At 49.7% G+C, this 22,110-nt stretch carries 12 protein-coding genes; 6 read left to right on the top strand and 6 right to left on the bottom strand.

The window, feature by feature from the left end; all coding sequences use genetic code 11:
• Positions 1 to 140 precede the first annotated feature (140 nt).
• A complete protein-coding gene (locus tag ACOMG9_RS10250; RefSeq protein ID WP_494530216.1) occupies positions 141 to 6,053 on the bottom strand; it encodes a transporter substrate-binding domain-containing protein in 5,913 nt (1,970 codons plus the stop codon).
• 137 nt (positions 6,054 to 6,190) lie between these two features.
• Between ACOMG9_RS10250 and ACOMG9_RS10245 the strand changes: the two genes are divergently transcribed.
• From ACOMG9_RS10245 to ansA, 5 genes are all read left to right on the top strand, one after another.
• Positions 6,191 to 6,475, top strand: a complete 285-nt coding sequence (locus tag ACOMG9_RS10245) for a hypothetical protein (RefSeq protein ID WP_317141800.1) — start codon at positions 6,191 to 6,193, stop codon at positions 6,473 to 6,475.
• A 143-nt stretch (positions 6,476 to 6,618) separates the two neighbouring features.
• On the top strand, positions 6,619 to 9,951 hold the full coding sequence (gene recC, locus ACOMG9_RS10240) for an exodeoxyribonuclease V subunit gamma (protein WP_494530215.1): 3,333 nt from the start codon (positions 6,619 to 6,621) through the stop codon (positions 9,949 to 9,951).
• Positions 9,948 to 13,706, top strand: coding sequence for an exodeoxyribonuclease V subunit beta (gene recB / locus ACOMG9_RS10235; RefSeq protein WP_494530214.1), 3,759 nt, complete (start codon positions 9,948 to 9,950; stop codon positions 13,704 to 13,706). The genes recC and recB overlap by 4 nt, the downstream gene beginning before the upstream one ends.
• Entirely contained in the window at positions 13,703 to 15,772 is a 2,070-nt protein-coding gene (recD, locus tag ACOMG9_RS10230) for an exodeoxyribonuclease V subunit alpha (RefSeq protein ID WP_448216808.1), read from the top strand. Before recB ends, recD begins: the two co-directional genes overlap by 4 nt.
• Before the next feature lie 19 nt (positions 15,773 to 15,791).
• Entirely contained in the window at positions 15,792 to 16,805 is a 1,014-nt protein-coding gene (ansA, locus tag ACOMG9_RS10225) for an asparaginase (protein ID WP_494530213.1), read from the top strand.
• 38 nt (positions 16,806 to 16,843) lie between these two features.
• On the opposite strand, the gene ung is transcribed toward ansA, so the two are convergent.
• From ung to ACOMG9_RS10200, 5 genes are all read right to left on the bottom strand, one after another.
• Positions 16,844 to 17,521, bottom strand: coding sequence for a uracil-DNA glycosylase (gene ung, locus ACOMG9_RS10220; protein WP_422133519.1), 678 nt, complete (start codon positions 17,519 to 17,521; stop codon positions 16,844 to 16,846).
• A gap of 332 nt (positions 17,522 to 17,853) precedes the next feature.
• Positions 17,854 to 18,588 carry a TetR/AcrR family transcriptional regulator gene (locus ACOMG9_RS10215; RefSeq protein ID WP_422133518.1) on the bottom strand — a complete coding sequence of 245 codons (735 nt, stop codon included), beginning with the start codon at positions 18,586 to 18,588 and terminating at the stop codon, positions 17,854 to 17,856.
• A gap of 208 nt (positions 18,589 to 18,796) precedes the next feature.
• Positions 18,797 to 20,290, bottom strand: coding sequence for a lysine--tRNA ligase (lysS, locus tag ACOMG9_RS10210; protein WP_448216806.1), 1,494 nt, complete (start codon positions 20,288 to 20,290; stop codon positions 18,797 to 18,799).
• Between the two features lie 101 nt (positions 20,291 to 20,391).
• Positions 20,392 to 21,490 (bottom strand): peptide chain release factor 2 gene (gene prfB / locus ACOMG9_RS10205; RefSeq protein WP_448216805.1). Its coding sequence is split into 2 segments (ribosomal slippage): positions 20,392 to 21,414 and positions 21,416 to 21,490, totalling 1,098 coding nucleotides; the frame shifts between segments, so codons are not numbered across the junction.
• A gap of 20 nt (positions 21,491 to 21,510) precedes the next feature.
• Positions 21,511 to 21,660, bottom strand: a complete 150-nt coding sequence (locus ACOMG9_RS10200) for a hypothetical protein (protein ID WP_448216804.1) — start codon at positions 21,658 to 21,660, stop codon at positions 21,511 to 21,513.
• Between the two features lie 151 nt (positions 21,661 to 21,811).
• Here ACOMG9_RS10200 and ACOMG9_RS10195 point away from each other — a divergent pair, with 151 nt between their 5' ends.
• Positions 21,812 to 22,042, top strand: coding sequence for a hypothetical protein (locus ACOMG9_RS10195; RefSeq protein ID WP_448216803.1), 231 nt, complete (start codon positions 21,812 to 21,814; stop codon positions 22,040 to 22,042).
• Positions 22,043 to 22,110: the final 68 nt, after the last annotated feature.

Here is a 22,110-nt window from a genome sequence, read left to right as displayed (position 1 = left end):
TCATTAAGCGAATACACCTGTGGGAAGTTTTTCAAAGAACCTTTTATAATGTGCTGTGCCAATAATATCGCGTCAACAAAATGCACTTTGAAAGTAACGAACCGACTATAAATTCAATCGTCGGGAATTGCTGCATTTTCTTAATGCTCGATTTCTGACTGAAAATCCTCAAGAATCTGCTCAGCTACTTCAAAATCATAGACTCTGATGCTTTTCTGCAGTCTGTCCAGTTTCTGTTTGTCAACCTTACCGTTCAGTCCGCCAACCAGTTCAGACAGAGACTCTGATGCAGAAACATCGCCTTCCTGAAGTTGAGTGATCATGGAACTCATCAGAAAGGACAAGCGTTCAACCTCAACCATACCTTCGCCTATCACTTCTTCTTCCGGGCCGTTCTCGACCAGCTGCTTAAGACTCTCCATCACTTTGTTAAAGGCATGCTCAAAACTTTCAATCAACGCTTTTGAAGGCAATTCATCCCGGTTTCTCAAGGCTGCCTCCAAACGAGCCGCAGTAATATGTAACTGTTCTGCCCCAAGGCTGCCTCCAGCCCCCTTAATGCCATGAACAATAAAACGGGCACCCTGCCAATCCCGTTTATCCAGACAATTCAAGAGCTTTTGCAAGTCTTCTCTCTGATCCAGATAAAAGTTCACTAGCAACTGCCGGTATAAATCGACATTTCCTCTAACCCGGTTCAGACCATTGTGGAGATGAATGCCTTCCAGTTTCTCAAGATCTTCTGCAAACGCTTTTTGCTCTGATGCATCCTTTACAGCGAGGCTGGATGACTTTCCTCGTTCAGGTACCTGAAGCCAGCGACCTACCATTTCCTGCAACTCAGCAGGATTCAAAGGTTTGGAAATATGATCATTCATCCCCATCTGCAGGCAACGCTCACGGTCACCGGTCATAGCATGGGCCGTCATGGCAACAATCGGCAAATTTTTATCACCTGAATTTCGTCGTATGACTCTGGTTGCCTGATAACCATCCATCAGGGGCATCTGAATATCCATAAAGACCAGGTCAAAAGCTTTGGATTCAAGAATATCTACAGCCTCCTGACCATTATCTGCCAGGGTCACCTTCAGCCCCATACCTTCGAGCAGCTCACGGGCTACCTGCTGGTTAATCTCATTATCTTCCACCAGCAGAATATCACCATTGAACGTCTGCTTGCCGGCACTTCTGTCGATACCCTTGCGGCCGCCACCCGAGCTTTTATAATCAAGGGTGCGAAGAATGGTTTCTATCAACACAGAGCTGCTGGCAGGCTTGATCAGGAAAGCGTCTACCCTGCCAGAAGCCCTGATCATGACCTCTTCACGACCGTAAGCTGAAACCATGATCAATACGGGTGCAGAGTCGAGATTCATCGCTCTGATCTGCTCTGCCAGCTCAATGCCATCGGTATCTGGCATTCGCCAGTCCAACAGAGTCACAGTAACCGGATTATTCGAGTCAAGATTGTGCTCTCTCAGGATATTCAGAGCCGTTGAACTGTCACAGGCTTCCAGAGTTTCACAGCCAAAACTGTTGAGCTGACTAACCAGTATCTTCCGGGCCTCATCAGTGTCATCGACGACCAGCACTCGTGTGCCGACCAGCGCCTGATCATTAAGCCCAATCGGTACACCCAGACCCAGCTCAACATCAAATCTGAAGGTACTGCCCCGATCAATTTCGGACTCCACCTCAATATCACCATTCATCATATTGACCAGACTTCGACAGATGGCCAGACCGAGACCCGTACCCCCAAATTTACGGGTAGTGGAGCCATCAACCTGAGAGAAAGACTCAAACAGTCGGGCCTGATGTTCAGGACTGATACCGATACCGGTATCCTGTACTTCAAAACAGATTCTGGCAGTTTTTGAATTAAGCGACAGTAGTCTTACTGAAATTCTGACAGCCCCAACGTGGGTAAATTTCACAGCATTGTGAATCAGGTTAATCAATACCTGTCCAAGACGCAGAGGATCACCCCGGAGGTGGTCCGGAACATCCGGCGCAATATCGTAGCCAAGTTCAATACCCTTCTCTTCTGCCCTTACGTTGGTAATGTCATAAACATTGTCAAAAACATCCTCCAGATTAAAGTCAATGGTCTCCATATTGAGCTTTCCGGCTTCAATTCTGGAAAAATCAAGGATGTCATTAATAATGCCTAGCAGAGCATGGGCAGAGGACTGGATCTTGGTGACATAATCCTGCTGCTTGTCAGACATATCTGTTTGCAACACCAGGTGGCTCAGGCCAATAATGGCATTCATTGGCGTACGGATTTCATGGCTCATATTGGCCAGGAAGTTACTTTTCGCCTGGTTAGCCTGATCTGCGGCTTCTTTGGCTTTATGAAGCGTTTCTTCAGCGTGCTTGCGGTCGGTGATGTCACGCCCGGTAGCAGAGAGATAACCTTCGCCTTCGTACTCCATATAGTTCGCCGTCACTTCAACCGGGAAAACCCTGCCATCATGGGTTTTGCGCAGGGTCTCATAAGTCATTGCCTTGCGCATGGTCAGCTGATCCCAGAGCCGCTCCCAGGAAGTTTCCGTCACCGCAGGATTGATATCCATGATGCTGAGTTCCATCACCTGTGCGGTGGTATAGCCCAGGGCGCGGCAAGAAGACTCATTCACATATTTATGGCTGCCATCATGGCGGAACCAGTGAATGAAGTCAGCAGCCCGATCCAGCGTGAAACGGGCCATTGAGAGTTCACGCTCACGTTCTTTCTGCTCGGTAATATCCACCATGGTGCCCACTGCTCGCAATGGATGACCACGACTATCCCGGAAAACAACCTTACCTTTGTTCCTGACCGTAGCGTAACTGCCATCCTTGCGTCTGATCCGGTATTCATAGACGAAGGCTTTATCCGAGTGAGCAAACTGGTCGTTAAAGAAGTCTACGGTCGCAATCTTGTCATCTGAGTGGATCAGCCGACGCCAGCCCCCTGGGGTATTTATCAGCTCTCCGGCCTCATAGCCGAGCATACTTTGATATCGGGGACTGAAATAGATACGTTCATTAGCGACATCCCAGTCCCAGAGACCATCAGAAGCAGCATCCATTGCCAGCTGATAGCGCTCTTCACTGGACCTCAGGGCATCTTCGGAGAGCTGTCTTGAACGCGCAACAGCCACCAGTTCACTGGCCCTGCGCAGGAGATCCACTTCATCACTCAACAGTTCGTCTTCGGTCTGGCGATTGAGAAAAATGACCCCACCTATCTCTTCAGCGAATAGCCTCATGGCCACATGAATCCCTGCTACCACTCCGTCCTTACTGATGCTTCTCAAAGATTCGCTTTTGGCTAACTGTTCACTATCAACACTCAATTTCATTGTTGCTATACCATCTTCAGATGGCTGGCTTCCCTGACTGAGAGCACCCCGGAGCAACTCATTCAGGTCAGCCATTTTCAGAAATTTTCTGTCGGACCAGAAATGTTCAATGGCTGCATGTCCATCCGTTCTCGAATAAACCAGAGCTATGTCGTAACTCATAAAGACAGCCAATTTGCGAAGGAAGTACTGAACGGCCTCTTCAAGCGGTTTGTTAATGAACTTTCTGGAAATATCACTGAGCAGGCGGTCCAGATCTGAACGGGCTTTCAACTCTTCTTCGGCACGCTCCCTTTCACCGATTTCCAGAGTCAGCCTTCGGTTCCAGTATATAATGAGAATCAGCGTCACAAAAATCAGTAACAGCCCGATAAACAGTTCCTTGTTAGGCTGCCACCTCAGCTCAGTAATAGAGACCCAGCGACTGTTAATCTGCGACTTCTCTGCCTCAGTCAAACTGTCAACCGCTTTCTGTAGAATGGAACCCAGCATGGGCCAGTCATTGCGACTACCAAGAGCATATTCATATTCAAAACCTGCCTCACCCACCACGCGAAGATTGGTGACTTTGAGTCGATCAAGCTCAAAACTGGAAGCTGCAATGTCGGCAATCACCGCATCCAGAGCACCGCTGGAAACCCGACTGATACCACCACTGAGACTGGCCACCGGCTTGAAATTAATACCGGGATTTTTCGCTCTGAAATAATCAAGAGAAGCACTGCCAGGCACATAACCCACATCGTGTCCTCTCAGATCCCGAATATTTTCAATGGTTTTATCCGAGGTTCTGGCCAGAATCACGGAAGGCACCTTAAACAACGGGCTGGTGAAGTCCAGATAACGACTGCGCTCGTCTGTCTTCTGTGCCATGCCGAGCACATCGGTTTCGTGACGATAGGCACGACCCAGAGATTCGGTCCAGACCTTGGAGGGGTTAAGACGGAATGTTAAACCCAAACGATCTTCAAGAAGACGAATATAATCAACGGCTATGCCTTGATAATTCCCTTCTTCGTCCTGAAAAAGGAACGGAGGATGATCCGCCTGCACATCAATCTGGATAATACGATTCCTGTCCAGCCAGCGACGCTCCGCTTCGGTCAGGTTGACATTGGTAACGCCCTTGCCAAAATACCGGTTATCACTGTTAACAATCCAGCGCTCTTCAATCTTACGGTATTCTTCTGGCGAGATATCTCCCAGCCCAGTGTTGACCAGAGTAATCAGATCATCTGTTCTATCGGCAGCTACCCCGGCAGCAATCGCCTCATTCATATTGAAGTATTTGCCACTTTTGAGTTCACCGATCAGCCCCATAGCGCCCAAGGCAGACTCAACCACCACAGGCTCAGCCAGGAGCGCATCAATATCACCTTTAAACAGACTCTGGATCAGCTCAATGACATTATCACGGGTTACCACTATAACCCCCGGAAGCCACTTGTCGACAAATTCTTCATGACTGGAGTCTGTGACAACGCCCAGCCTTCTGCCTTCCAGATCAGGCCCAAGATCATTGAGAGTCTGGTTACTGCGATAGTAAATTCGTGAATTGATGCCATAGAATGGATTGGACATACGCATCCACTCACTGCGAGCCCGGGAGGGCGAAATGCTCCCGAGAACATCTACCTTGCCACTCTTCAGTGCCCGAATGATCTCTTTTTGTTCTCCCATTCTAAAGCGAAGAGGCGTAGAAGTTTTTTCTGACCACTTTCGCCAGATGTCTACATACATACCTGCCGGTTTACCCAGCGCATTCACAAAAGACAGCGGCGACGAGGCTGATTCCAGAGCAATAACCAGTTTGCCAGAAGTCTGGCTATCATTCCCAAGCCAGTTCTCGAATACCAGACTCTTACGGTCCTGCGGTATCATTTCCATACCGCTTTCAATGATAGAACCCAGGGCAGAACGTTTTTTATTAATCCCGGCCAGAAGTGAAACAGAAGTATTCAAAGGCGATGCATAAGGCGAGTATTCGGAGCTGACCCCCCGGCTTTCCAGATAATACCCCAATACATCTGCATTACCGGCAAACAGCGTCACCTTCCTGGCAGCAATGTCGTCAATCATTAAATGCTGATTGTCATACTCTTTCAGACGGACATCAGGAAACCGCTTAATGATCTTGTCTTTCAGATAGTCATTGTCCAGAATGGCCACCTGATGCTCTGAAAACAGCTCCTCAATGGGCTTTGGGGTAATGTCGTTGCGGATAAACAAAGCCCTGCGACTCTGGAAGATCTCGCGGGTCATCACACCTATTTCGGTGACTTCATCTGCCGACCCAAGCAGAGCAATGACATCAATTTCATTATTTTTAAGTAGATCGATCGCCTGTTGTCGAGCCATGGGATAGAACTTGACGGGCACGCCAACCTGTTCAGACCACTCCCGCCAGAGGTCGAGTATCAGACCGTCCGGTTCACCGGCATCATTGGTGAAAGCCCAGGGCAGAGAGTCTTGCGTATAAGCAATTTTAAGAGGCTTGAAATAACTGGAGTCCGACTTGAGCCTGCTGTCATCAGCCCAGGCTGAAAACGACAAAGTACAGAAAAAAAGCAGGCTAACGAAGTAAAAAATCAGGCCACGTTTTCTTTTTATAGTGAAAACAGACTCTTCACCGAAGGCTTCCAGACTAACCAACGGTTCAGGACTGTTTTCACGCTCAAGGCTTTTTAGAGCGTATGACATAAGAGCTCGTTCTGGGTCTATATAGGACTTGGCACGAACATTTTACCTGTAATCAACGGCTATGCCACTGAGAGAAGTACGCAATTTCACAGACAAGAACCTAGAATAAATAGAGGTATACCCATTCCGGATGAATCATGGATATTGAAAAACGATCCCAACAGAGTCTTGATGAGAGTAAAAACTGCATTCTTGAGGCCCAAAACCTGATGGACAAAATGGCCGCCCTGCGAGGAAAGCTAAACATCCAGGAGGGCGCAGGCAGACGCTACCTGCAAAGAATCAAGCCTGATGAAGCCAGCCTGAAAACCGCTGAAAAGGAAATTGCCAGCCAATACACCGGAAAAAGCAGCAACCCGGAAAGGAAGAAAAAGAAGCACAAGAACCTTATGAATGCCCTGCACAGACATGGCAGAGCCTGATCAGGAACACAGGCAGATTGTGATTACTGCCTGAAAGCATTGTTTTTTAACTTAAAGTCTTGGTACTCCTCCATTTGTGTTGACATAACCCACCAGAACATGAAGAGTTAGAACCTTCATAAATACGGGCTGATTTTCCTTTCGTGTTCACTATTTATCACTCTAACCAGCTTGACCTGCTTAAAGACCTGCTGATTGGCCTGATACAGCGGGATCCTCTTCCCAACCCACTGGAAGACGAACAGATTCTTGTTCAGAGCCCCGGCATGGCCCAGTGGCTTCGGCAGGAGCTGGCTCAATCCATGGGCATCGCGGCATCTCTCAATTTTCCGTTGCCAGCCAGTTTTCTCTGGGACATGTTCGTCAAGGTGTTACCGGATGTCCCGGAACGTTCAGCCTTCAATAAGGAAGCCATGACCTGGAAGCTGATGTCATTGCTGCCCGACATGCTGGAAGAAGAGGCCTTCAAGCCTCTCAGGCACTATCTGGCCGATGATGGCGACACCGTGCGCTGTTACCAGCTGGCAGGCAAGGTAGCGGATATTTTTGACCAATATCTGGTCTATCGACCGGAATGGATCGCTGACTGGGAACAGGGAAAGGATAAGACAGCAAGAGATCAGCTCTGGCAGCCTATGCTCTGGCGAGCACTGGTCTCAAGAACGTCGGAAGCGGGCCAGTCACACTGGCATCGGGCCAATATGCATCAAAGTTTTTTGAGCGCATTGGAGAACGACTCTCATAAACACTTTCTTCACAAACAAGACCTGCCCCGCAGGTTATTTGTTTTCGGAATTTCCGCACTCCCCCCGCATTTTGTAGAAACCCTGAAAGCACTGGGTCAGCAAACCGACGTCCATCTCATGGTCTGCAACCCCTGCCAATACTATTGGGGTGACGAGAAAGACCCTAAATACCTGGCCAAACTGGCAACCCGGCTCTTCAGTAAACAGGTCAGTCAATCGACGGCACATAAAGCTGAGGGCGCTTCACAACAGACTGACCTGTTCGAATCCCTGGTTGATGAGCAAAGCAACCCCCTGTTAGCCTCCATGGGCAAGCTGGGCAGAGATTACATGCATCAGCTGCATGACCTGGACGCAACCGAGATCATGGCCTTTGTTGATGGTCAGGAAGATTCACTGCTGCACCGAATTCAGAAAGATATCCTGGACCTGACCGACAGAACTCTTGAAGGTCCCGTCACTATAGCCCCTGATGATCAGTCTCTGGTTTTCCATAACTGCCACAGTGCGCTCAGGGAAGTGGAAGTTCTTCATGACCAGTTGTTAAGACTGTTTGAACGAAATCCTGATCTCACACCCAGAGATGTTGTTGTCATGCTGCCTGATGTAGATCAATACAGCCCCTGGATTCAGGCTGTTTTTGGTGGACTGCCGGATCATCACAACAATCCACGCTATATCCCCTTTGCTATTTCAGATCGAAGCGCCCGCCAGGAGTTTCCTCTGCTGAAAGGCTTACTGGAGCTGCTTGACCTGGACAATCAGCGCTGTGGTGCCCAGGAAATGCTGGAATTGCTGGAAATTCCAGCCATTCAGAGACGCTTCCAGATTGATGAAAAGGGCTTTGAACTCCTGCGCCGATGGATCGCTGAATCAGGCATTCGTTGGGGATTAAGCCCTGAACACCAGAGTGGCTTTGGCGTCCCGCCAAGAGAAAGTAACTCCTGGCTCTTTGGCCTCAAGCGGATGCTGCTGGGTTATGCGCTGCCAGAAGATGCCGGACTTTTCTCGGGCATACTGTCAATGGATTCTTCACAGGGAATGAATGCGGTTCTGAGCGGAAAGTTGGCAGCTTTTGTTGAAGAAGCCTCTGAACTGATTCTGCAACTTAACGAATCTCGCTCCATTGAAAGCTGGACACTTTTTATCAATCAGATACTGGAAAACTTCTTTCAACCCGATGAAGAAGACGAATACGCACTGAAACTGGTCCGAAGCTCACTGGAACACCTGACAGAGCAAGTTCGGGATGCAGGTTATAGCGACAGGTTATCCCGGCCTGTCTTACTGGATTACCTGACAGAACGACTCACCAGCGAACGGAGCAGCCAGAAATTCCTTTCAGGCCGAGTCAATTTCTGCACCCTGATGCCCATGCGATCCATTCCTTTTAAAGTGGTGTGTCTGCTGGGTATGAATGACGGTGCTTATCCAAGAAGCATTGCTCCAGCCGGTTTTGACCTGATGACAGAAAGCCCCCGACGGGGTGATCGCTCTCGCCGTGAAGACGACCGTTACCTGTTTCTGGAAGCCTTGCTATCGGCCCGCCAGACTCTCTACATCAGTTATACGGGTCGAAGCATTAAAGACAACAGTGAACGTATACCCTCAGTACTGGTAACGGAACTGCAGGAATATTGCAGCCAGTTTTTCACCGATAGTGAAGCTTTTCAGAACCTGATCACAGAACACCGGCTACAACCCTTCAGTCAGGAGAACTTCACCCCGGACAGCGGTCTGTTCAGTTACGCCAAAGAGTGGTTACCGAATGCCAACAATCCTACTGAATCATCCGCTCCTTTTCTGGCTTCACCACTAAGCACTCGAGAAACGCCGGAAGCACTTGAAGTCCCGGAATTATTGAGATTCTTTCGTAATCCCAGCCAATATTTCTGTAACCGAAGATTAAAAGTTTTCTTCGAGCAGGAAGACACCCTGCTGGTGGAAACCGAACCTTTTGCCCTGGATGCACTGGACACCTATTGGCTCAAAACGTCCATGCTGGACACTCTTCTTGCAGATAACAGGCTGGACAGCCTCCGGGAAAAATTAAACGCCACTGGCACACTACCCCATGGTGCCTTTGGTGAGCTGCTTCTGGAAGACCAGCAGAATACCGTCTCACCACTCGTGGAAAAGCTGAAAGATGCCACCCTTGCCCCCCTGGATGATGTTGAGGTTAATCTGTCAGTAGCCGGTATCAAGGTCACTGGCTGGCTGAAACAGCATTACTCATTTGCAGGTCAGAATTCCGGATTGCTGCGCTACCGGGCTGCAGGGCTTAAGGCAAAAGACAAACTCTTCGCCTGGATTGAACATCTCTTGTATTGCGCTTCCCTGGAAAGTGAATCACATAGCGGTGGCCATACCCGGTTAATGGGACTGGATGATGAGATCCTGTTTACCCCCATTGCCCGACAACAGGCCAGAGCCTACCTTGGCGATCTGGTGTCTCTCTACCTGCAGGGGCAAACCCGACCTGTTCCCTTCTTCCCAACCACCTCACAGGCGTGGCTGGAAAAAGAAGACGACGAAGAAAAAGCACGCAAAGCGGCTGAAACGGCCTTTTATGGGGGTTTTAAGATTTATGGCGAAGTTGAGAATGTATACATCCACAGGACGTTTCCTGAACTGGAACCCATCTTTGACGAATTTACTAACCTGAGTCGTCTTATTCTTGAGCCCATGGCCCGGACGATAGAAGTGGTTTCAAAAGGAAGCCGCAAATGACTGATACCACTCAACAGCCTGCAGCGGAAAGCCAGCCCATGGCAGAAATAGCCAATCCACCACTACAGCTGGATGCCCGAACCTTCCCCCTGCATGGAAACCGCTTGATCGAAGCCAGTGCAGGAACAGGCAAAACCTACACAATTGCCAACCTTTTCCTCAGGCTGGTCCTTGGCCACGGACCTGAGCATAACCATAAAATATCAGCCCACTGTCAGCCTTTAACAGTGGACCAGATCCTGGTAGTCACCTTCACCGAGGCAGCCACTGAAGAGCTGAGAGACCGAATTCGTGCCCGGCTTCACCAGGCCAGAGAAGCGTTTGAAAAAGGTCTGAAGGATGATGACTTCATAGCAACATTGATGAACGACCTTGATCGTCACTCAGAAAGAGCAAAACTATTGCTGGCCGCAGAGCGTCAGATGGATGAGGCAGCGGTATTCACCATACACGGCTTCTGTCAGAGAATGCTGAAACAACATGCCTTTGAAAGTGGTACGCTGTTTACCAATGAGTTAATTACCGACGAATCCCACCTGCTGGAGCAGTCAGCCGCAGACTTCTGGCGCACCGAACTTTACCCACTGGACAAGCCTCTGGCACGACTGGCGCGATCTGTCTGGAAAACCCCCGGCGATCTGCTTAACGATCTGCGAGGGCTATTGGGTAAACCGGGGCTGCAAATCAAAACCGGTGCAATGCCTGATAACCTTGAACGTTTCAACCAAAAGTTTGTTGAACCCGCTGTGGCCATCAGAAATTTATGGCGTGACGATCGCAATGCCATAGAAGATCAGCTGCTGTCTTGTGGTCTCACTAAAAGAAGCAAACCTTTCACGCGAATAGCTAAAATGGCGGCTTTTGCCGATAGTGATGCCCTCTTCCCGGTTCTTGGTAAAAACGAGAGCTGGGAAATCTATGGCAGGGAGATTCTGGAAAAGGCCCTGTCCAAAAAAGGCCAGCTGCCCGGGCACAGGGTTTTTGGCCTCATCGAAGATCTGCTGGATCAGCCCTTCAGCATACAGGATGCCTTCAAAAGCATGATGCTGGCCAGAGCCCTGTCCAGCATTCAGCAGAGAAGCCTGTCGATCAAAAACCTGAAGCATCAGATGTCTTTTAACGACCTTCTGACCCGCCTCCATCTGGCACTGCACCAAGGTTACGGCGAACAGTTGGCAAACAGGCTGCGAATCCAGTTTCCGGTGGCCATGATTGATGAGTTTCAGGATACCGACCCACTGCAGTATGCTATTTTCAGCCTAATCTATCCCGGTGATTCCAGCCCCAACCGTGATGCCGGGCTGTTTATGATAGGCGACCCAAAACAGGCTATCTATGCTTTCAGGGGCGCCGATATTTTCACTTACATGCAGGCAAGAAAGCAGGTTTCGGCTCACTACTCACTGGATACCAACTGGCGTTCCAGCAGCAATATGGTGCAAAGTGTGAACCGGATTTTTGAGCAATGTCTCAAAACATCCGCTGACACAGGTCGCCCACCTTTTATCTACCAGGACATTCCCTTTTTATCCGTCAAACCTTCACCGAAAGCCGACCGTCAACGTCTGTTGGAAGCAAACTCTGAGGTTCCGGCTCTGACAATCTGGTGGCAGGATAATGAAGGCACTACGGTGGGCAAAACAGATTATGAGCAGACCATGACTCTGGCGACAGCCAGTGAAGTCAACCGATTGCTGAGCCAGGCTCAGGCTGCCATTCATTCAGACCAACAGCAAAAGTCTTTAAAAGCCGGAGATATTGCCATTCTGGTAAGAACTGGCCGACAAGGCCTGATGATCAGGGAAGCCCTGGCAAAACAGGGGATTCCCAGTGTTTATCTGAGCAGCAGTGACTCGGTGTTTACCTCAAATGAAGCGGTTGATGTGCTGAGAATTCTCACCGCCTGCCTCAATCCGGGCCACGACAGAACCTTGAGATCCGCCCTGGCAACGCCATTGTTGGATCTGACGGCTGAGGCCCTGGATGCACTGAATGAAAATGAGCTTGCCTGGGAAGAAGCCGTTGAAGAGTTTTCCAACTACCACCAGATCTGGATGAAGCAGGGTGTTTTGCCCATGCTCAGAGTCATGGTGCAAAAACGCAAACTGGCAGAAAAGCTGTTAGCAAAAGACCATGGCGAGCGACGTCTGACAGACCTGCTGCATGTGGGTGAGCTGCTGGCAGCAACCAGCCTTGAGCTGCAGAGCCCCCACGCTCTGCAGAGATGGCTGTCTGAACACATCAGCAAGCCGGACACCCATGCCGATGAGCAGCAGCTGCATCTTGAAAGCGAACGCAACCGGGTCCAGATTGTCACCATCCATAAATCCAAGGGGCTGGAATACCCTGTCGTGTTTTTGCCCCATATCTGCAGTTTCAGGGAAGCGGAAGAGCCGGTTTATCATGACAGCCAGCACACCACCTTAGACCTGTCTGGTGATGATCAGGCCCTGATTAAAGCCGATGAAGAAAGACTGGCTGAAGACATTCGATTGTTGTATGTAGCACTCACCCGTTCAGTTCATCGTTGCTACATGGGCATGGCTCCCGTCAAAAGTGGTTCGGGACGAAAAGGTGATCTGACCGATCTGCACAGAACCGCCATTGGCTGGTTGTTGAACGGCCCTGAAGAGCTTGATTATGCGACGCTGGAGCAACAACTGAAACATCTGGCCGAAAGCCACCCTGGCATTACTTTCCAGCCCGTTGAAGACCTTCAGCTACCTGATTACCAGAGCGAATCTGAAGAGACTCCTCATCTTGTCGCAGAAGAGTTCAGGGGTGACATCCAGAAGAACTGGTGGGTCACCAGCTACTCCGCATTGTCCAGAACCTCGCAGTCTCATAAAAAAGAGCAGAGTCACCACAAAGCTCAGGAGCCTGATGCCTCTCTGGAAACAGCCGGTCTGGATATCGAAGTAACCAATGAGGCAGAAGCAGCTTTTAGCAATGAGCAAGAGCCCGAAGCGGAAACATTGGATATTTTCACATTTCCAAAAGGCGCTCGACCCGGTACCTTTCTGCACGCCCTGTTCGAAAACCTCGAAGATCTGACAGCAGATACACTGAATGACCTGCCCCGGGATTTATCTGGCTATGTGCTCGAACAATTGCAAATGGAAGGCTTTGATGAGAAGTGGTGCCCTACCCTCGAAAATATGCTGGATCATTGCCTGAAAGCACCATTGAACGACAACGGACTCACTTTGGGTGATCTGCCCAAGCGTTGCAAAAAAGTCGAGATGGAGTTTTATCTGCCGGTGTGCAGGCTCAGAGCCAGGGAACTAAACGCCATCCTGCAGTCAGAAGACAGACTGTCAGCCGAGGCGGGATTACTGGACTTTGTAACCGTGAAAGGCATGTTAAAAGGCTTTATCGATCTGACCTTTGAACAAGATGGCCGCTGGTATGTTCTCGATTACAAGTCAAACTGGCTGGGTGACCAGCTCGTCGATTACACCCGGGAGAACATGCAGAAAGTCATGATTGAGCACCGATACGATCTTCAATACCAGCTCTATTCACTGGCATTGCACAGGCTACTGAGTAGCAGGCTGCCAGATTATGACTTTGAGCAACATTTCGGGGGGGGTTATTACCTGTTTCTCAGGGGTATACGAAAAGATGAGCCAGGCCAGCCGGGCATTTTCCACTGTCGCCCCAGTAAAATCCTGATTGAAAAACTGGATCGTCTTTTTTATGGAGACTCTGCCCTAAGTGAAGAAGGCTCCACCAAAACCGGAGTCTCTTCATGATCAATGCCATTAAGCATCTTTACCAACAAGGCAAGATTCGCCCCCTGGATTACCAGTTTGCCCGTTTTATTCATGAACTGGACGACACGCCCTGTGTTGTAATGGTGGCAGCCCTCATCAGTCATGAGCTGGGTCGAGGCAACCTCTGTCTGGAGTTCAGTCATTTATTCCATAAGCCATTGTTCGAATTGAGTCTGGCAAACAGCAATGCACTCAGGGCTTTAGCAGACATTGACAGTCAATCCGAAGACAAGCTGATCAGTCTTCTACTCTCAAGTCCGGTTATCAGCAAGGGTGAAACCAATTCGCCTCTGATTCTGGACGCTAAGCGACTCTATCTCTATCGATACTGGCAACATGAGTGTCTGGTTGCCCGACACCTGCTCAAAGAGGGAAAACAGTCAGAAGACTTTCAGGAAACCCGAGCCATTCTGGATCGGCTGTTTCAGCGAAACTATTCCGCTCTTCTTGAGAATCGTCCCGATACCAGCGATTCGAAAGCCCTCCAGGAATACCTCATAAAATGGCTCGATGTAGAATTTCCTGAGGCCATTGACTGGCAAGAATGTATCCAGACGCTGCTGTCTGCCAGAGAGACTGGAGACCTTAAGGTTTTCGATCAAACAATCCCGCAACACTATTGCCTGAACTGGCAGAAAGTTGCAGCGGCCATGGCAGCGACTCAACCCCTGGTCATCATCAGCGGTGGACCCGGTACAGGTAAAACAACAACGGTCACAAGACTGCTGGCCATGCTGGTTGAGAAAGGACTGAAGAGTGACAAAATACCGGACATCCGACTGGTGGCACCCACTGGTAAAGCCTCTGCCCGGCTCACTGAATCGATGGGGGGCGCCCTGCCCGCTCTTCACTGCAATGAAGAGGTGCGTAAGTTGATCCCAACTCAGGCAGGAACGATTCATCGGCTCTTGGGTGTTATCCCTAACCGCCCGGAATTTCGCCACAACGCCAACAACCCACTGCATCTGGATGTTCTGGTGGTGGATGAAGCCTCCATGGTTGATCTGACACTCATGCGTCAGCTGCTGGACGCACTGCCTGACCATGCCCGAGTTATTCTGCTGGGTGACAGAGATCAGCTGGCTTCTGTGGATGCTGGCAGTGTGCTGGGTGATATTTGTTCCGCTGCCGAAGGTGGTTACTCACAGGCCCAGGCTAATACACTGGAACAATTAACCGGCTTTGATCTGAAATCATGGACAAGACAACAAATGTCCACAGTAAAAGAGAACGATATGACAGCCTGTTTTTCAGAAAAAAGTCGGGCTATCAATGACCGCTTCTGTCAGCTTCAGAAAAGTTACCGATTTGATGACCGATCGGGCATAGGCACGCTGGCCAAAGCCGTCAATAAAGGCGACACCAGACTTATAAAGAAGATATTTCAGCAAACATTTGCTGATATTGCCCTGCACCCTGTAGACGATAGCAGCTACTCCCAACTGATGTCACTCTGTGCACAGGGCTATACCCTCTATCTTCAGGCCATTAATGATCAGCAAGATGAAAAAACAGTTCTCGCTGCCTTTAACCATTTTCGCTTGCTCTGTGCATTGCGGGAAGGACGCTGGGGTGTTGAAGGACTCAATGATGGCATTCGCTCAGCTCTGGCAAGGAGCAACCTGATTCCATCAGAAGGCTTATGGTATCCGGGCCGCCCGGTTCTGATTACCCGAAATGCCCATGACCTCGGCCTGTACAACGGTGATATTGGCATTGCTCTTCCTGATTGCAATGGCCGCCTGAAAGTGGTCTTTGAATTACCCGACGGTAGCCTCAAACATCTATTGCCCAGTCGCTTGCCAGAGCACCAGACGGTCTTTGCCATGACCATACACAAAAGCCAGGGGTCAGAATTCCCCCACACCGTCATGGCACTTCCAGAACAGATGACACCGGTTCTTACCCGGGAACTGGTTTATACCGGCATCACCCGGGCCAAGGCCAGACTGGATCTGTTTGCACTGCCGCAGATTCTGGTCAAAGCCATTCAACAGAAGACCCTGCGTTCATCAGGATTGAAAGACCGACTCATTAACCATTAAAGCCCCTGAAATTGCTGTTATGACCAAGAAAATCTACGTTATTTACACCGGCGGCACCATCGGCATGAAACCCACTGATTCGGGTTATGCCCCCTCTGGTAATATGCAGGCGCTTCTGGATGAAAAACTGCCTCCCCATGTCCGTCAGGGTCTGCCCGACTTTGGCCTGGTGGAGTATGGGGAGTTGATCGACTCCAGTAATATCCGCCCAAAAAACTGGAAGCAGATAGCAACGGACATTGCTGATCACTATGAAGACTACGATGGTTTTGTAGTTCTGCACGGTACCGACACCATGGCATTTTCCAGCTCCATGCTGTCTTTTATGCTTCGCAATCTGGATAAACCGGTTGTCTTTACCGGCTCCCAGATCCCTCTGTGTGAACCTCGTAGTGACGGACTGGAAAACTTTGTCGGCGCCCTGAGTATCGCCGCTGATGAGCGCATCAATGAAGTATGCCTGTACTTTAACGGTCGTTTAATGCGCGGCAACCGGGCTCGCAAACAAAACGCCTATCTTTTTGATGCTTTTGACTCTCCCAACTTCCCCTGGTTGGGACGTGCCGATATCAATATCGAGATCAATGATCTACTGTTGTTGAAGCCTGAAAAAAAACCAGAATTTCATCTTGAATGCTCTGAAGATACCCAGGTCGGCATTGTGCAACTCTTCCCCGGTATCACAGCCCAGTGGCTGGAAGCGGCCCTGAACCAGCCTCAAAAAGCCTTTATCATAAGGACTTATGGCGCAGGGAATGGCCCTGATGACGACCCGGCCCTGCTGAACGCACTGAAAAAGGCGACAGATGCCGGAAAAATCATCGTCAATCTGACCCAATGCCACAGGGGCGCTGTCCATCAAGGCAGTTATGCCGCAGGCTCTGCACTGGCCAAAGCGGGGGTAACTGGTGGTCTGGACACCACGACTGAAGCCATGTTCTGTAAGCTTCATCACTTACTGTCAAAAGGCCTCTCAACACAAGAGATCAGAGAACTGGTCGGAAAGAGTATTTCTGGTGAGCTGACGATCTGAAAAAAGATGAGGACTTTCGAGTCCTCATTCAGTCGCTATCATGGCAGCTGCCAGTCGATGGGCTGAACGCCTCTGGAAGTCAGATAATCATTAGCCTGCGAGAAAGGTCGGCTGCCAAAGAAGCCCCGATGTGCTGACAGTGGCGAAGGGTGCACAGTCTGCAATACCCGATGTTTGCTGCGGTCAATGAATTGCCCTTTACGCTGGGCATAACTACCCCAGAGGATAAACACCAGCCCTTCTCTCTTATTGTTCAGCTCTGCAATCACTCTGTCGGTAAACTGCTCCCAGCCTCGCTTTTGATGGGAAGCAGCCTGCTTGTGTTCAACAGTCAAGACGCTGTTGAGCAGCAAAACCCCTTGCTCAGCCCAGTGTTCGAGGCAACCGTGACTGGCTGGGGGAATCCCGAGATCATTTTGCAGCTCTTTGTACATATTGATCAGTGAAGGAGGAATACGAACATCTGGACGCACCGAGAAACTAAGTCCATGAGCCTGACCCGGGCCATGATAGGGGTCCTGTCCAAGAATCACCACCTTGACCTGTTCAAAAGGTGTCAGCTCCATAGCCCGAAAATATTCACTGCCCTTAGGATAAATCGTTTTACCAGCGGCCTTTTCATTCAACAGAAAGCTACGCAAAACCTGCATATACTCCTTGTTGAACTCACTCTGCAAATGAGACTTCCAGGAGGGCTCCAGTCTGATTTCCTGCATAGGACTTCCCCGGTTCTGTAAATATTAACAATAAGAGTTGAATGATAATCGAGTCAGCAAGTAACTGACCAGTTGGTTTTGCATATAGTGGCGAGTGGATTTCTTCATCCCTCGTGGCACAGCCACGACCCCATAGCCAGGGCAGGTTAACAGAATTGAAACGCAGAAGGATCGATTAAGACGTCGCCCAGAGAGGCAGAACCAACAAGGCAGGCACTTATACATACGATTGATGTTAAACTGACTTGATAAAATAGTTTCGTACACCCGTTAGCAGAGAGGTGTACGGTATTTTTAACTTTACAGAATGCCTGTTGACAGTCCGTGATTAATCAATGTTTGAACATCAACATTATCTGGCGATGTAGTCTTTCTTTAATCGGTGTCATATCCAGTCCACCTTTCTGCAACAGCCCCTCATACTCAACCTGCGCAATGAACGAGGCAAGCAGTTGTGCATCGGTTTCTGGCTGTGAAGAGCCTGTGCGCCTGAAGAGTGAAGTCAGGCTGTTCAACAGATAGGTCTGATGTTTAAAAGCGATGGGACGCAAATTTTCATTTCTCAGGCACTCCAGCTGGAAAGCCCGCTCTGCGATCAGGTAATCACGATGCTCAGTCAGCTGGTTGCCAACATAATCAACGGCCAGATCCAGCATCTGATCAACAAACTGATCCCTGGAATCACTGGAGTCATCCAGCAGTGAAAGCGCTTTTTGCAGCTGATCATCAGACTCTTCCCAGAATGCCTTGAAAGTTTCAGCCCCCATTTCCACAAACAGGGTAAAGGTGTCTGTTATGAGGTCGGAAATATCTTTGAAGTAATAAGTAGTCGCAGAGAGAGGTACTTGAGCTTCTTTTGCGACTGCGCGGTGTCTTACACCACGAACGCCATCTCTTACTACGATTCTCAGTGCTGCCTCCAGTATGGTTCGACGGCGCTGTTCACTATTGGCCCGACTGGTTTTACGCCCTTGGTATTTCAGAGTTCCATTTCCGAGAGCTGCTCCTTCATTCCGGGCCATCTGCGTTAGGACGCAGTTTCTTTCGTCACTGTACGTTGCTTCCATGATTAAATGCCTTGCAGTTGCCTGTTAGTCTTAAGACGTTTGAAACCATCGCTTGAAAGAGAGGTTTCAGCTACGCCAATCTTCTTGTACTTCAGCCTGAAAATGACGGTTAAAGTGTCATTGTCCAGGCTTGGTCAATGGCCGCTGAAGACTGGGCTGCAGGCTAGGAGGCAGACAGATCAACTGTCTGCCATGATTCCAGCCGGGATTACTGCTGGGGTCGCATGTGCGGGAACAACAGTACATCACGGATAGAAGGTGCATCAGTAAACAGCATGACCAGACGGTCTATGCCGATACCTTCGCCCGCCGTTGGCGGCAAACCGTACTCCAGAGCGTTGATGTAGTCTGCATCGAAATGCATGGCTTCATCATCACCAGCGTCTTTTTCTGTGACTTGCTGATGAAAACGCTCAGCCTGATCTTCAGAGTCGTTCAACTCGGAGAAACCATTGGCCACTTCACGACCGCCCACGAAAAACTCAAAGCGGTCAGAAATGAATGGATTGTCATCATTACGACGAGCCAGAGGCGAAACCTCTGTCGGGTATTCGGTAATGAATGTCGGATCCATCAGCCGGTGTTCAACCGTTTCCTCAAATATTTCGATCTGAACCTTGCCCAGGCCCCAGGTACCCTTGACCTCGATACCCAGCTTTTCCGCAACCCGGGTTGCTGAATCAATCGTATCGATGTCAGCAGCCTCAAGATCCGGATTGAAGTGCAGTATAGAATCGAAAACGGACATACGCACAAATGGCTTGCCGAAATCGATCTCCTTACCCTGGTAAGTCACTGAGGTTCCACCGGTCACGTCTTTTGCCAGACGCTTAAAGAGGGCTTCCGTGTGATCCATCATATCAATGTAGTCTGCGTAAGCCTGATAGAACTCAATCATCGTAAATTCAGGGTTATGACGTGTAGACAATCCTTCGTTACGAAAGTTCCGATTAATTTCAAACACTCGTTCAAATCCGCCCACCACCAGACGCTTCAAATAGAGCTCTGGAGCAATACGCAAGTACATATCAATATCCAGCGCATTATGATGAGTCACGAACGGACGAGCGCTTGCACCACCCGGTATCACCTGTAGCATCGGGGTTTCCACTTCCATGTAATCCTGCTCATGGAAATAGTCACGAATCACCTGAACAATACGGGAACGAACACGAAATGCTTCCCGGGACTCTTCGCGGGTAATCAGGTCCACATAACGCTGACGATAACGCATTTCGGTGTCAGTCAGACCCTTGTGCTTCTCGGGCAATGGGCGCAGGGATTTGGTCAGCAACTCAACCTGCTCCATGTCGACATAAAGATCCCCCTTGCCGGAACGCTGCAGGGTGCCTTCAGCACCGATGATGTCACCCAGGTCCCAGGTCTTGGCTTCCTTCAGCACTTCTTTAGCCAGCACCTTGCGATTCACGTACACCTGGATACGACCAGACATATCCTGAATTTCCATGAATGCACCACGGTTCAGCATGATACGGCCAGCTATCTTGACCTTCTTTCCAGCTTCCAGCAGCGCTTCCTTGCTGGCATCTGCAAACTCTTTTTGAAGATCAGCAGCCAGTGCATCACGACGGAATTTGTTTGGAAAAGCGACCCGTTCAGCACGAATGGCAGTGAGTTTTTCTCGGCGAAGAGCCACCAGCCGGTTCTCTTCCTGGGTATCTAAGATCTGTTCTTCAAACATAGTTTCTCCGGTTCAACCCCAGGGGGGGGCGGGAGTTAACAGTTGCCTGCTACTCCTTTGCGTAAACTTTTGCGTAAACTGTTCTCTGCCAACGGCTGACTTTAAAGGCCTTTCTTGAGACTTGCCTCGATAAACTTATCGAGATCTCCGTCAAGAACGGCCTGGGTATTTCGGGTTTCCACGCTGGTTCTCAAATCCTTGATTCGGGAATCATCCAGAACGTAGGAACGAATCTGACTGCCCCAACCAATATCGGACTTGGAATCTTCCAGAGCCTGGGCGTCAGCACTGCGCTTCTGCATCTCCAGCTCATACAGCTTGGCTTTTAACTGCTGCATAGCCTTGTCCTTGTTCTGATGCTGGGAACGCTGATTCTGACACTGCACCACAATACCGGAGGGCTCGTGAGTAATACGAACCGCAGAATCGGTGGTGTTTACGTGCTGACCACCGGCACCACTGGAGCGGTAGGTATCAATTCGAAGGTCGGCCGGATTAATCTCAATCTCGACATTATCGTCTATCTCCGGAGAGACAAAAACCGATGAGAAGGAGGTATGACGACGGTTACCAGAATCAAATGGAGACTTTCGTACCAGACGATGCACACCTGTTTCTGTTCTCAACCAGCCAAAAGCATATTCACCAGTAAACTGAACCGTAGCCGACTTGATACCAGCTACTTCGCCCGCAGATACTTCAATGATTTCTGTTTTGAAGCCTTTCTGCTCACCCCATCGCAGGTACATCCGCAACAGCATATTGGCCCAGTCCTGGGCCTCGGTACCACCGGAACCCGACTGAATGTCCAGATAGGCATTGTTGGGGTCCATTGCTCCGGAAAACATACGCCGGAATTCCAACTCTGCCAGTTTTTCGCCCAGCTGGTCCAGCTCTTCCACAACGCCTTCGACGCCGTCTTCGTCCTGCTCTTCTACCGACATTTCCAGCAGTTCAATGGAATCTGCCAGGCCTGATGTCAGCTGATCAATGGTAGCAACGATGCCTTCCAGCATGGAACGCTCTTTGCCCAGGGCCTGGGCACGCTCCGGTTCATTCCAGACATCCGGATCTTCAAGCTCCCGCTCTACTTCCTGCAGACGCTCACTCTTGTGAGCGTAGTCAAAGATACCCCCTAAGCACGTCAGTACGCGCTGTCAGATCCTTAATACGCTCCTTGATAGGGTTTACTTCAAGCATGGTTTATCGCTCAATATCGTTCAGTGTTCGATGAAAAATCGGGAAATATCACTTCGGCTGCCGGTATTGACCATGAGTAAGGCAAATGCCTGAACAGGAACAGAACCGGATGGCTTGCCCCGGGCAGTGACAGGAAAGAATGATTTCCACAATAAAAAACAGCCGAACATTCTACCTGATCAGCCCAAGTGTTGGAATGAGAGAAAAACAAAAGCTAGCCCCCGAATGTCTGGCCAGGAGACTATTCAGGGAACCTTTTCAGCATCTGGCAGTCAAATGTAATGAGAACAGAAAAAAAGCAACCAACAAGAGGTGTACATCATGATCAAACAGAAATTGACGGCCCTGGCCCTGATACTGCCCCTGACCGCTGTAGCCCTGTCCGGCTTTGCTGATGAAGAAGAGCCAAAGCAGGATGAGAGCAATAAAAGCGAGAAGGTTCTGATCCTTCAAAGCCTGATGGCTAAAAATGAAGAGACAAACACCGAAGAAGAGTCTGCGGAGGATGAAAAAACATCGACAGAACAAAACAACCGTTTTGAACTGCTGTAAAAAGATGGCGAAGCCGGAACAAAGTCAAAAGCTGGCATCCGGCAACTGCTTCTGCCGTCGATGAACCC

The sequence above is a fragment of the Endozoicomonas sp. PH6C genome, assembly GCF_059322965.1.
This window is presented reverse-complemented; position numbering and strand designations above follow the sequence as displayed.

Bases quoted from the DNA above. Each gene is read 5' to 3' on its own strand.
- ACOMG9_RS10200 (WP_448216804.1), bottom strand. From the start codon at position 21,660: ATGTTCGGCTGTTTTTTATTGTGGAAATCATTCTTTCCTGTCACTGCC.
- recB (WP_494530214.1), top strand. From the start codon at position 9,948: ATGACTGATACCACTCAACAGCCTGCAGCGGAAAGCCAGCCCATGGCA.
- ung (WP_422133519.1), bottom strand. From the start codon at position 17,521: ATGCAGGAAATCAGACTGGAGCCCTCCTGGAAGTCTCATTTGCAGAGT.
- ACOMG9_RS10215 (WP_422133518.1), bottom strand. From the start codon at position 18,588: ATGGAAGCAACGTACAGTGACGAAAGAAACTGCGTCCTAACGCAGATG.
- ACOMG9_RS10250 (WP_494530216.1), bottom strand. From the start codon at position 6,053: ATGTCATACGCTCTAAAAAGCCTTGAGCGTGAAAACAGTCCTGAACCG.
- recD (WP_448216808.1), top strand. From the start codon at position 13,703: ATGATCAATGCCATTAAGCATCTTTACCAACAAGGCAAGATTCGCCCC.
- lysS (WP_448216806.1), bottom strand. From the start codon at position 20,290: ATGTTTGAAGAACAGATCTTAGATACCCAGGAAGAGAACCGGCTGGTG.
- ACOMG9_RS10245 (WP_317141800.1), top strand. From the start codon at position 6,191: ATGGATATTGAAAAACGATCCCAACAGAGTCTTGATGAGAGTAAAAAC.
- ACOMG9_RS10195 (WP_448216803.1), top strand. From the start codon at position 21,812: ATGATCAAACAGAAATTGACGGCCCTGGCCCTGATACTGCCCCTGACC.
- ansA (WP_494530213.1), top strand. From the start codon at position 15,792: ATGACCAAGAAAATCTACGTTATTTACACCGGCGGCACCATCGGCATG.